The sequence below is a fragment of the Enterobacter sp. QK-SA4 genome, assembly GCF_056856775.1.
Genome location: NZ_JBXFXH010000007.1, coordinates 1,785,637 through 1,796,810 on the forward strand (window position 1 = coordinate 1,785,637; position 11,174 = coordinate 1,796,810).

Consider the following 11,174-nt stretch of genomic DNA (forward strand, 5'->3'; position numbering starts at 1 on the left):
AAAGAATAAGATGTAGCGCAGTCGCCTTTGACGTGGCAGGCGATTTCTCTACACTACGTAAAAATTCCACTATATCGGGGTATTTATGAAATTTGCACTTCTGGGTCGTCAGGCGCTGATGGGTGTTATGGCCGTTGCGCTGGTTGCGGGCATGAGCGTGAAAACGTTCGCCGCAGAAAACCTGCTGAATAAAGTAAAAGAGCGCGGTACGCTGCTGGTCGGGCTGGAAGGAACCTATCCTCCGTTCAGCTTCCAGGGCGATGACGGTAAGCTGACCGGTTTTGAAGTGGAGTTTGCTGAAGAACTGGCGAAGCACCTCGGCGTTAAAGCGTCACTGAAACCGACCAAATGGGACGGTATGCTGGCGTCGCTGGATTCCAAACGTATTGATGTGGTGATTAATCAGGTGACCATTTCTGACGAGCGTAAGAAGAAATATGACTTCTCTACGCCGTACACCGTGTCCGGTATTCAGGCGCTGGTGAAGAAAGGCAACGAAGGCGGAATTAAAACTGCCGCGGACCTGAAAGGGAAGAAAGTCGGTGTCGGTCTGGGTACCAACTACGAAGAGTGGCTGCGCCAGAACGTGCAGGGCGTGGATATCCGCACTTATGATGATGATCCAACGAAATACCAGGATCTGCGCGTGGGCCGTATCGACGCCATTCTGGTTGACCGCCTGGCCGCGCTGGATCTGGTGAAGAAAACCAACAATACCCTGGCGGTAGCGGGTGATGCGTTCTCTCGTCAGGAATCAGGCGTTGCCGTTCGTAAAGGTAACGAAGACCTGGTCAAAGCGATTGATTCCGCGATTGCCGACATGCAAAAAGACGGCAGTCTGAAGGCGCTCTCCGAGAAGTGGTTCGGTGCAGACGTCACGAAATAAGCTTCTGCCGTAAAAAAAGGCGCTTTTAAAAGCGCCTTTTTTATTTCTTTCGCGTCTGCGTGCATAATGAAAAATATCACATTTTGTCAGAGTTACCGGAGAACCCATGTCACTACAGAATTTAACGCGCTTTCCCCGCCTGGAGTTCATCGGCGCGCCGACGCCGCTGGAGTATCTGCCGCGATTTTCTGATTATTTAGGGCGCGATATTTTTATCAAGCGTGACGACGTGACGCCGATGGCGATGGGGGGCAATAAGCTGCGCAAGCTGGAGTTTCTGGCGGCTGATGCACTGCGCGAAGGCGCGGATACGCTCATTACCGCCGGGGCTATCCAGTCCAACCACGTTCGTCAGACGGCGGCAGTGGCGGCAAAGCTCGGGCTCCACTGCGTGGCATTGCTGGAAAACCCGATTGGCACGCGGGCAGAAAACTATCTCACCAACGGCAACCGTCTGCTGCTGGACCTGTTTAACGTGCAGGTCGAGATGGTGGATGCGTTGACTGACCCGACCGCCCAGCTCGACGAGCTGGCGACGCGTCTGGAAGCGCAGGGGTTCCGCCCCTACGTTGTCCCCGTCGGCGGTTCGAACGCGCTGGGCGCGCTGGGGTATGTGGAAAGTGCGCTGGAAATCGCGCAGCAGTGCGAGGGCGCGGTGAGCCTCTCCTCCGTGGTTGTCGCATCCGGCAGCGCGGGCACGCATGCCGGGCTGGCGGTGGGGCTGGAGCAGCTGCTGCCGGACGTCGAGCTGATTGGCGTGACGGTGTCCCGCAGCGTCGCGGACCAGAAGCCAAAAGTGGTCACTTTACAGCAGGCGGTAGCCGCGCAGCTGGAGCTGAAGGCAAAGGCCGATATTCTGCTCTGGGACGACTATTTTGCGCCGGGTTATGGTACGCCTAACGAAGAGGGCATGGAAGCGGTGAAGCTGCTGGCGCGCCTCGAGGGGATACTGCTCGATCCGGTCTATACCGGCAAAGCGATGGCCGGACTGATTGACGGCATTGCGCAGAAACGCTTTAAGGATGAAGGGCCGATTTTATTTGTCCATACCGGCGGGGCGCCTGCGCTGTTTGCCTACCATCCTCATGTCTAAAAATCAGGTCGAAAAATAATAATGCAAGAAAGTATTCAACTGGTTATTGATTCTCTGCCGTATCTGCTGAAAGGTGCGGTATTTACGTTACAGCTCAGTATCGGCGGGATGTTCTTCGGGCTGGTGCTGGGATTTGTGCTGGCATTAATGCGCATGTCACCCATCCTGCCGGTGCGCTGGCTGGCGCGCTTTTATATCTCCGTATTTCGCGGCACGCCGCTTATCGCCCAGCTCTTTATGATCTACTACGGCTTGCCGCAGTTTGGTATCGAGCTGGATCCGATCCCCGCAGCGATGATTGGTCTGTCGCTCAATACCGCGGCGTACACGTCAGAAACCCTGCGAGCGGCGATCTCCTCCATTGACAAAGGGCAGTGGGAGGCAGCTGCCAGTATCGGGATGACGCCATGGCAGACGCTGCGTCGGGCCATTCTGCCGCAGGCGGCACGCGTGGCGCTTCCGCCACTCAGCAACAGCTTCATCAGTCTGGTGAAAGATACCTCCCTTGCGGCAACGATTCAGGTACCGGAACTGTTCCGTCAGGCGCAGCTCATTACTTCGCGCACGCTTGAAGTCTTTACCATGTATCTGGCCGCCTCGCTGATTTACTGGGTGATGGCGACGGTGCTTTCTGCTCTGCAAAACTACTTCGAAAACCAGCTTAACCGCCAGGAGCGTGATCCAAAATGAGTGCTATCGACGTCAAAAACCTGGTGAAAAAATTCCACGGTCAAACGGTGCTCCACGGGATCGATCTTGACGTAGAGCAGGGTGAAGTGGTGGCAATTATCGGACCAAGCGGTTCGGGAAAGACGACGCTGCTGCGTAGTATTAACCTGCTTGAACAGCCGGAAGGCGGCACCATTCGGGTTGGGGATATCACGATTGATACCGGGAAATCCATCAGCCAGCAGAAAGGGTTAATTCGCCGCCTGCGCCAGCATGTCGGCTTTGTATTCCAGAACTTCAATCTCTTCCCTCACCGTACGGTTCTGGAGAACATTATTGAAGGACCGGTCATTGTAAAAGGTGAATCGAAAGAGGACGCGACGGCGCGCGCGCGCGAACTGCTCGCCAAAGTCGGGCTGGCGGGGAAAGAGACCAGCTATCCTCGCCGTCTGTCGGGAGGGCAACAGCAGCGCGTGGCGATAGCGCGCGCGCTGGCGATGCGTCCTGACGTGATTCTGTTTGATGAACCGACCTCTGCGCTCGATCCGGAACTGGTGGGTGAGGTGCTGAACACCATTCGCCAGCTGGCGCAGGAAAAACGGACGATGGTGATCGTGACGCATGAAATGAGCTTTGCACGCGATGTTGCTGACAGAGCCATCTTCATGGATCAGGGGCGGATTGTGGAGCAGGGGCCAGCGAAAAGCCTGTTCGCTAACCCTCAACAGCCCCGAACCCGTCAGTTCCTTGAAAAATTCCTTATGCAGTAGAATTTTTGCACTAATTTGCTCCAGAAAGTTAGGCTGGAGCAAATTATTCTCCCTTCGGGGGCAGTCGTTTGTTTTTTTATTCCATCCGGCCCGGATAAACCTTATCAATAGTAAAGTTAATTGTGCTAATGCCGATATTTTGTAGTTAGAAAAAAGATTTATGTGTTAGGTTATATTCACCATAATAATGATTATCTTTTCAGAGGCTTCATTTAGTAAGTATGAAGGATTCAGACTTTTTCACCTGGCGACGGGATTGCTCCCTCCGGTTTCAGGAATTGACGAATACCGATGAGGTATATCGGGAGCTAGAGCGGCAAACTCAGGCGCTGGAATTCGATTATTACGCGCTCTGCGTGCGGCATCCCGTGCCCTTTACGCGCCCTAAAATCTCTTTGCAGACCACTTATCCAAAGCCGTGGATGGCGCAATATCAATCCGCGAACTATTTCGCTATCGATCCTGTTTTAAAAGCGGAAAATTTCATCCAGGGTCATTTGCCCTGGACAGACGCATTATTTGCCGAGGCGCAGGAATTATGGCATAGCGCCCAGGACCACGGTTTACGCGCGGGAATAACGCAGTGCCTGATGCTGCCTAATCATGCGCTTGGCTTCCTGTCTGTTTCTCGTACTAGTGTACAGGAAGGGCCTTTTGCCCGTGAGGAAATAGAACTGCGGCTGCAAATGCTGGTGCAAATGGCCTTAACTTCTCTGATGCGTTTCGAAGATGGGATGGTAATGCCACCCGAAATGAAATTCAGCAAACGCGAGCGCGAAATTCTGAAATGGACTGCGGAAGGGAAGACGTCAGCGGAAATAGCGATCATTCTCTCTATCTCTGAGAATACCGTTAACTTCCATCAGAAAAATATGCAGAAGAAATTCAACGCGCCCAACAAAACCCAGATTGCTTGCTACGCGGCGGCAACGGGACTGATCTGACAGGATAATACGTTCTGCGTGACAGACGAACAAACGGCTGAATGCACTGCATCCAGCCGTTTTTTGTTACTGGCGGTAGGCTTGTTTGATTTGCTTAACGGTGTTAGCAAATACCGCAGATTCAGCCTGGTCTTCCATCTCCGCGATTTGTTTTTCCATTTTAATGATCACACGACCGGCATCCGCCTGGCCCATCGCCTGCAGCATCAGCGTCAGCAGTGCTTTCAGGCAGTTTACTTCCTGTGCCAGTTCCTGGTTATTCTCCGCAGTGGCAAATTCAGGTGTGCTCATTTATTTTCCTCATTATTTAACGGCGCTAAAGCGCGACGACGAAAGTCAAGGCGGCGGAGTATACCACAAGCTGAAGCAAAAAATGCAGCGGTTGTTTTTTGTACTTTTACGTGGATGTTTAATTGCGTAAACAGAACGTACCGGTAAACTGTACCGTCGTCAAAGGCTATTAATTGTTTATGCCCGGTTCGCTTGCCGTTAATTATTGTTACAAAAATTTGAGATCTGTTTTTTTGCAGGAAAAGCCTGCAAGTTTTTTGTAACTTTTTGAATACAGATGCTTAAAAAAAGCTGCAAAAGCCCTGAATGCATGGTCTCTCTTTCCACGGACTGTACAGCCTAATTTCCAAAAACGAGAGCAAAATCGAATAGCCGGTTTTTTAACGTTTTAATCTTGTGAGGAAAACCGTTAATATAAACCAAATTATCACTCAGTAGCGTTATCCCTATTCTGGAGACATTTCCTTTGATCAACGTCCTTCTTGTTGATGACCACGAACTGGTGCGCGCAGGGATACGACGCATTCTTGAAGATATTAAAGGTATTAAAGTTGCCGGTGAGGCGTGCTGCGGCGAAGATGCGGTAAAATGGTGCCGCACAAACTCGGCCGATGTGGTATTGATGGATATGAATATGCCCGGTATCGGTGGTCTTGAAGCAACACGCAAAATCGCGCGTACCTTTGTCGATACAAAAGTCATCATGCTGACCGTGCATACCGAAAACCCACTGCCCGCGAAAGTGATGCAGGCGGGCGCAGCGGGCTACCTGAGTAAAGGTGCTGCGCCGCAGGAAGTCGTCAATGCAATCCGTTCCGTGTTTGCCGGACAGCGCTACATTGCTTCCGACATTGCCCAGCAGATGGCGCTGAGTCAGATCGAGCCCGAGAAAACCGAATCACCGTTTGCCAGTTTGTCCGAGCGTGAATTGCAGATTATGCTGATGATCACCAAAGGTCAGAAGGTGAATGAGATCTCGGAACAGCTGAATCTCAGCCCGAAAACGGTGAACAGCTATCGTTACCGGATGTTCAGTAAACTGAACATTCATGGTGACGTCGAACTGACGCACCTGGCCATCCGGCACGGTTTGTGTAATGCGGAGACGTTGTTAAGTCAGTGAGTGATGTGTTCGATTCAAAAGCATTTCTGAAAACCGTTACCAGCCAGCCTGGCGTCTATCGCATGTATGACGCTGGCGGTACGGTTATCTACGTGGGGAAGGCAAAAGATCTAAAAAAACGCCTCTCCAGCTATTTTCGCAGTAACCTGGCCTCCCGTAAGACCGAAGCGCTGGTCTCACTCATTCAGAATATTGATGTCACCGTCACGCACACCGAGACAGAAGCGCTGCTGCTTGAGCACAACTATATAAAGCTCTACCAGCCGCGCTATAACGTCCTGCTGCGTGATGATAAATCCTACCCGTTTATTTTTCTGAGCGGCGACACCCATCCGCGCCTCGCCATGCACCGCGGTGCAAAACACGCTAAGGGCGAATATTTCGGGCCGTTCCCTAACGGCTATGCCGTGCGAGAAACGCTGGCGCTGCTGCAAAAAATCTTCCCGATCCGCCAGTGTGAAAACAGCGTTTACCGTAACCGCTCGCGCCCGTGCCTGCAGTACCAGATTGGGCGCTGCCTGGGGCCGTGTGTGGCCGGGCTGGTGAGTGAAGAAGAGTATGCCCAGCAGGTGGAGTATGTGCGCCTGTTCTTAGCCGGAAAAGACGATCAGGTCTTAACGCAGCTGATTGCGCGCATGGAAAAAGCCAGTGCCGCACTTGAGTTTGAAGAGGCCGCACGGATCCGCGACCAAATCCAGGCGGTGCGCAGAGTCACTGAGAAACAGTTTGTCTCGAATACCGGTGACGATCTCGACGTTATCGGCGTAGCCTTTGACGCCGGGATGGCCTGCGTGCACGTGCTGTTTATTCGCCAGGGCAAAGTGCTCGGCAGCCGCAGCTATTTCCCGAAAGTGCCTGGCGGTACCGAACTGGGTGAAGTGGTGGAAACCTTTGTCGGCCAGTTCTATCTGCAGGGGAGCCAGATGCGCACGCTGCCTTCTGAGATCCTGCTCGATTTTAATCTTGACGATAAAACCCTGCTGGGCGAGTCGCTCTCTGAACTGGCGGGGCGTCGGGTCAATGTACAAACCAAACCGCGCGGCGATCGTGCGCGTTATCTGAAGCTGGCACGCACCAACGCGGCGACGGCGCTCACCACTAAGCTATCGCAGCAGTCGACGGTGAACCAGCGCTTAGCGGCTCTGGCGACGCTGCTGAAACTGCCGGAAGTGAAACGGATGGAGTGTTTCGACATCAGCCATACGATGGGGGAACAGACGGTGGCCTCCTGCGTGGTGTTCGATGCTAACGGCCCGCTGCGCGCCGAGTATCGTCGCTATAACATCACCGGGATCACGCCGGGCGATGACTATGCGGCGATGAATCAGGTGCTGCGTCGTCGCTATGGTAAAGCCATAGAAGAGAGCAAAATCCCGGATGTGATCCTGATTGACGGCGGGAAAGGGCAGCTCGGCCAGGCAAAAGCGGTATTTGAATCGCTTGATGTCAGCTGGGATAAAAACCATCCGCTGCTGCTTGGCGTTGCAAAAGGGGCCGATCGTAAGGCCGGTCTGGAGACATTGTTCTTCGAGCCGGAAGGCGAGGGCTTCAGCCTGCCGCCGGACTCCCCGGCGCTGCACGTCATCCAGCACATTCGCGATGAATCACACGATCATGCCATCAGCGGTCACCGCAAAAAAAGGGCGAAGGTAAAAAACACCAGTAGCCTGGAAACGATCGAAGGCGTGGGGCCAAAACGTCGGCAGATGCTGCTGAAATATATGGGCGGATTGCAAGGATTACTCAACGCCAGCATGGAGGAAATTGCAAAAGTGCCGGGTATTTCGCAAGGGCTGGCAGAAAAGATCTACTACTCGTTGAAACATTGAGGGCTCTGTAGCAACATAGAGCTAAATTTTACTGACAACAAACAGTTACCGTCATTATGCAATTTAATATCCCTACGTTGCTCACTCTCTTTCGTGTTGTACTCATCCCGTTCTTTGTACTGGCGTTTTATCTGCCGGTCGTCTGGGCACCTTTCGCCTGCGCATTGCTCTTTCTGATCGCGGCGGTCACCGACTGGTTTGATGGCTATCTGGCCCGTCGCTGGAATCAAAGCACCCGTTTCGGTGCCTTCCTCGATCCGGTGGCAGACAAAGTGATGGTCGCTATCGCCATGGTGCTTGTGGCCGAGCACTATCACACCTGGTGGGTAACGCTGCCTGCAGCAACCATGATCGGCCGTGAGATCATTATCTCTGCGCTGCGCGAGTGGATGGCGGAACTGGGTAAACGCAGCAGCGTGGCGGTCTCGTGGATTGGTAAAGTCAAAACGACGGCGCAGATGGCGGCGCTGGTCTGGATGCTCTGGCGTCCGAACGCCTGGGTTGAATGGGCGGGAATTGGTCTGCTGTGGGTGGCGGCAGTGCTGACGCTGTGGTCCATGCTGCAATATTTGAACGCGGCGCGCGGGGATTTGCTTGATCAGTGATCGTTTCGCCGTAATTTTCAGCAAACGATCCGGGGATGCAAAAAATAACGTTGACTCATAACGTCATATCAGTAGAATGCAACGCATCGAACGGCGGCACAGTCAGCCGGACGATAATGAAATCAAGTGGTTAGATGTTTACTTGATGTTCTGCGGGAATAGCTCAGTTGGTAGAGCACGACCTTGCCAAGGTCGGGGTCGCGAGTTCGAGTCTCGTTTCCCGCTCCAGATTAAAGACATGCGCAGTAGCGGGTGTCACTTTAAAAAGTTTTACGGCGCGTTAGCAAAGCGGTTATGTAGCGGATTGCAAATCCGTCTAGTCCGGTTCGACTCCGGAACGCGCCTCCACTTTCTTCCCGAGCCCGGATGGTGGAATCGGTAGACACAAGGGATTTAAAATCCCTCGGCGTTCGCGCTGTGTGGGTTCAAGTCCCACTCCGGGTACCATGGGAAAACTAGAATAAAATCAATGATAAGCAGTGTCGTATAAACCACCGAAAGGTGGTTTTTTATTATCTGTTTTTCGCCATTGCCATTGTTTCGCCATTCGGCTTCGCCAGAGAAAGAGGGTATTACTGCCCCTCGAACACCAACCAAACGCGTACCACGCTATAGGTTACCAGCTGATTTCATCCCATCCGATGCTTTTCCATGATCTAATTATGGCAGGAAGCAGTCAAGCCTGACCCTCTAACGCCAGGCCCACCAATCGGTGGGCTTTTTGCTGGAGTAAGAGCAATTGAGGTCTTCAACGTTCGTCAAAAACCTTGAGTATCGCAATTCGGTATATAAAGTAACCAAGTACAATGAGAGCACCAGACGCTGCGCCCCAGATAAAACGGGATTCGTCTTTTGAAAATGAAAAGAAATAAATACAGGACAATAGGCCCGCAGAAGCAATTCCCATCCCCAACCCGCGCAGAATTCTGGATGCTATTAGTTTGATAATGTCCTGAGTGTTCATAATCCACCAAAAAAGTATTTACATACTTCGTTAAATTCATGCTTGTTTACATCTGCTACGCTGCATGCGTCAAGAAAAGGTTTCAATTTATCTTCAACAAGAAAATACAGAAGATCCAAATCACCCATACTCTTAAGTCGGTAGTAGAGTGCAGGGTTTTGGTTTTCAAGCTTTCTGGCCGTATAGATAGCTCTTGATGTTTCTGCGCCAATCGTCAGAGCACTTCCGATGACTACGCCAGCGGCGAACGAGGTCATAATACGTGTCGATACGGCAGCACCTAGCTTTACTCCGGTTAGCTCAGCGAATATGAATTTACCAGCCATTACGCCTGTAAAATTTTGTGCAATACCCTGAATACTGTCCATGTTAACTTTTGACATGAACTCTCTGATTACGGCATTAACTATTTTTTGAGCTTCCTGATGAACCGATATCCCTCGTTTGAGCATGTTAGCCATCCTCACTCGATCATCAAAATTAGAATGACGATGAGTCGTGTCCATGAAGTCATATCCGAGGTAATACATACTGACCGGGAAAGAGAGCATTCCTTGGGCTACAGAAGCCAGGAAACCGGAATCGCCAACATCCAGACTTTTCAGCATCCTTTTTGCCAGAGATTTCGCGCTGTCCTATTCAAACCTTCCTTATGGTTTTGCTTGTGAAACAGACAGAATGATAATGAGGATACTACGAAAAAGAAAATGCAAAAGCCCCACCGAGTTGATGGTGAATTGTAGAGTTACACTTTTGTCGAAGCGTCGACGCCATGTAGACGCTGATTTTGAAGCAGCCATTCAAACGCTTGATCTTCCGCTGGATTGTGAGAAAAACTGGATTTAGCTCTTCGAAAATAGTGGCAGCAGAAGTGCAACCATCACCAGTGATTACCTGCGATTACCATATAAAAGAGCCCTACGTATCATGAGCTTATGATACGTTAGGCTCTCTTATAGTTTTTAAAATCCCTCGGCGTTCGCGCTGTGTGGGTTCAGGTCCCACTCCGGGTACCATGGGAAACAAAGAATAATCAAAGCAATAAGCAGTGTCGTGAAACCACCGAAAGGTGGTTTTTTTGTGCCTTTGGCTTAGGGCGAAGTGATCGTATCTCATCATCGTCCCGATCCTGCTGTGCCCGAGAATTTGCTGTTATACCAGAAGGTTAAGCCTGACTCTCTAATAACAAGCCCAGAAAGCAGGGCGATTTTCAGCTAACCTGCAACCAATCTTAAACAAACATTTCACTCGCCAGACACAGGTTGCCGCCGCTGATAAACTGGTTGGTATCCACCCTGGAGAGCGGAAGGTTATTGTCATGCAATATGAAGAACAGCAGCTTATCAACGGCCTTTTCGAGCGTCTAAAACAGACCGGACAACAAAACAGCCAACGGGATGCAGATGCAGAGCGTCAGATCGCTGAATTTGTCAGACAGCAGCCTGCGGCCCCCTACTATATGGCGCAGTCGATTTTGATTCAGGAAGCGGCGCTGAAACGCCTACAGGCCCGGGTTCAGGAGCTTGAAAGCGAATTAGCCGCGCAAAAAAGCAAACCCTCGACGGGCGGCAGTTTCCTCGGCGGCCTGTTTGGTGGCGGGAAAAGTAACCCGCAGCCTGACAACAGCTGGAATGCCCAGCCGCAACAGCCACCGGCGCAGGATTACTCTCGGGCGCCAGCTACTCGCGGCGGCGGTTTTATGGCTGGCGCGCTCCAGACAGCCGCTGGCGTGGCCGGTGGCATAGCGCTTGCCGAGATGCTTACCAGCATGTTCCATCAGTCGCGGCCGGAAGAGATCGTGAACATCATCGAAGAACCGACAATGCCCGTCGGTGGCGAACCGTTTGTCGGTAATCAATACGGCGACGTTAATAACATCTCTGACACCCGTTTCCTCAACCAGAACGATCCGTTAGGCAGTAATAACGACGTCTGGCAGAATGACGATGTAGATGACGACTACAGCAATGACGACGATAGTTTTATTTAACGACGTTATC

Annotated in this window: 11 protein-coding genes, 3 tRNA genes and 1 pseudogene; 12 read left to right on the forward strand and 3 right to left on the reverse strand. The window is 51.8% G+C overall.

All coding sequences use genetic code 11. The annotated features are described in order from the left end of the window. Nucleotides 1-85 precede the first annotated feature (85 nt). The 5 genes from tcyJ (at nucleotide 86) to sdiA (ending at nucleotide 4,362) form a co-directional block, all read left to right on the forward strand. Nucleotides 86-886, forward strand: a complete 801-nt coding sequence (gene tcyJ, locus AC1VYI_RS10045) for a cystine ABC transporter substrate-binding protein (RefSeq protein ID WP_023336163.1) — start codon at nucleotides 86-88, stop codon at nucleotides 884-886. Between the two features lie 106 nt (nucleotides 887-992). Next, nucleotides 993-1,979 carry a D-cysteine desulfhydrase gene (gene dcyD, locus AC1VYI_RS10050; protein ID WP_064672745.1) on the forward strand — a complete coding sequence of 329 codons (987 nt, stop codon included), beginning with the start codon at nucleotides 993-995 and terminating at the stop codon, nucleotides 1,977-1,979. 21 nt (nucleotides 1,980-2,000) lie between these two features. After that, entirely contained in the window at nucleotides 2,001-2,669 is a 669-nt protein-coding gene (gene tcyL, locus AC1VYI_RS10055; RefSeq protein ID WP_014884380.1) for a cystine ABC transporter permease, read from the forward strand. Further along, entirely contained in the window at nucleotides 2,666-3,418 is a 753-nt protein-coding gene (tcyN, locus tag AC1VYI_RS10060) for an L-cystine ABC transporter ATP-binding protein TcyN (RefSeq protein ID WP_226483993.1), read from the forward strand. Before tcyL ends, tcyN begins: the two co-directional genes overlap by 4 nt. Nucleotides 3,419-3,639: 221 nt before the next feature. Then, on the forward strand, nucleotides 3,640-4,362 hold the full coding sequence (sdiA, locus tag AC1VYI_RS10065) for a quorum-sensing transcriptional regulator SdiA (RefSeq protein ID WP_045356857.1): 723 nt from the start codon (nucleotides 3,640-3,642) through the stop codon (nucleotides 4,360-4,362). A gap of 66 nt (nucleotides 4,363-4,428) precedes the next feature. Here sdiA and AC1VYI_RS10070 read toward each other — a convergent pair whose 3' ends face one another. Then, nucleotides 4,429-4,653, reverse strand: coding sequence for a DUF2594 family protein (locus AC1VYI_RS10070; RefSeq protein ID WP_008500345.1), 225 nt, complete (start codon nucleotides 4,651-4,653; stop codon nucleotides 4,429-4,431). 25 nt (nucleotides 4,654-4,678) lie between these two features. Then, nucleotides 4,679-4,747: pseudogene (locus tag AC1VYI_RS10075) on the reverse strand (hypothetical protein); the annotation flags it as partial. A gap of 372 nt (nucleotides 4,748-5,119) precedes the next feature. On the opposite strand from AC1VYI_RS10075, the gene uvrY reads away from it, so the two are divergent. The 6 genes from uvrY to AC1VYI_RS10105 all read left to right on the forward strand — a co-directional run bounded on the left by uvrY (nucleotide 5,120) and on the right by AC1VYI_RS10105 (nucleotide 8,657). Continuing rightward, the gene (gene uvrY / locus AC1VYI_RS10080) at nucleotides 5,120-5,776 is read left to right on the forward strand and encodes a UvrY/SirA/GacA family response regulator transcription factor (protein ID WP_013096026.1); all 657 of its coding nucleotides are present in this window, start codon (nucleotides 5,120-5,122) and stop codon (nucleotides 5,774-5,776) included. Beyond that, complete coding sequence (uvrC, locus tag AC1VYI_RS10085) at nucleotides 5,773-7,605, forward strand: excinuclease ABC subunit UvrC (RefSeq protein WP_226483991.1); 1,833 nt, start codon at nucleotides 5,773-5,775, stop codon at nucleotides 7,603-7,605. Before uvrY ends, uvrC begins: the two co-directional genes overlap by 4 nt. A 56-nt stretch (nucleotides 7,606-7,661) precedes the next feature. Then, a complete protein-coding gene (gene pgsA, locus AC1VYI_RS10090; protein WP_023312285.1) occupies nucleotides 7,662-8,210 on the forward strand; it encodes a CDP-diacylglycerol--glycerol-3-phosphate 3-phosphatidyltransferase in 549 nt (182 codons plus the stop codon). Nucleotides 8,211-8,362: 152 nt separating this feature from the next. Next, nucleotides 8,363-8,438 (forward strand) — tRNA-Gly (locus tag AC1VYI_RS10095). Nucleotides 8,439-8,484: 46 nt separating this feature from the next. Continuing rightward, a tRNA-Cys gene (locus AC1VYI_RS10100) sits at nucleotides 8,485-8,558 on the forward strand. A 12-nt stretch (nucleotides 8,559-8,570) separates the two neighbouring features. Then, nucleotides 8,571-8,657, forward strand: a tRNA-Leu gene (locus AC1VYI_RS10105). 513 nt (nucleotides 8,658-9,170) lie between these two features. Here the strand turns inward: AC1VYI_RS10105 and AC1VYI_RS10110 are convergent. Beyond that, nucleotides 9,171-9,782 carry a hypothetical protein gene (locus AC1VYI_RS10110; RefSeq protein WP_080262563.1) on the reverse strand — a complete coding sequence of 204 codons (612 nt, stop codon included), beginning with the start codon at nucleotides 9,780-9,782 and terminating at the stop codon, nucleotides 9,171-9,173. 710 nt (nucleotides 9,783-10,492) lie between these two features. On the opposite strand from AC1VYI_RS10110, the gene AC1VYI_RS10115 reads away from it, so the two are divergent. Next, nucleotides 10,493-11,164, forward strand: coding sequence for a DUF2076 domain-containing protein (locus tag AC1VYI_RS10115; protein WP_134866039.1), 672 nt, complete (start codon nucleotides 10,493-10,495; stop codon nucleotides 11,162-11,164). The last annotated feature ends 10 nt before the right edge of the window (nucleotides 11,165-11,174 follow it).

Bases quoted from the DNA above. Each gene is read 5' to 3' on its own strand.
- tcyN (WP_226483993.1), top strand. From the start codon at position 2,666: ATGAGTGCTATCGACGTCAAAAACCTGGTGAAAAAATTCCACGGTCAA.
- sdiA (WP_045356857.1), top strand. From the start codon at position 3,640: ATGAAGGATTCAGACTTTTTCACCTGGCGACGGGATTGCTCCCTCCGG.
- AC1VYI_RS10070 (WP_008500345.1), bottom strand. From the start codon at position 4,653: ATGAGCACACCTGAATTTGCCACTGCGGAGAATAACCAGGAACTGGCA.
- AC1VYI_RS10115 (WP_134866039.1), top strand. From the start codon at position 10,493: ATGCAATATGAAGAACAGCAGCTTATCAACGGCCTTTTCGAGCGTCTA.
- tcyJ (WP_023336163.1), top strand. From the start codon at position 86: ATGAAATTTGCACTTCTGGGTCGTCAGGCGCTGATGGGTGTTATGGCC.
- dcyD (WP_064672745.1), top strand. From the start codon at position 993: ATGTCACTACAGAATTTAACGCGCTTTCCCCGCCTGGAGTTCATCGGC.
- tcyL (WP_014884380.1), top strand. From the start codon at position 2,001: ATGCAAGAAAGTATTCAACTGGTTATTGATTCTCTGCCGTATCTGCTG.
- pgsA (WP_023312285.1), top strand. From the start codon at position 7,662: ATGCAATTTAATATCCCTACGTTGCTCACTCTCTTTCGTGTTGTACTC.
- AC1VYI_RS10110 (WP_080262563.1), bottom strand. From the start codon at position 9,782: ATGCTGAAAAGTCTGGATGTTGGCGATTCCGGTTTCCTGGCTTCTGTA.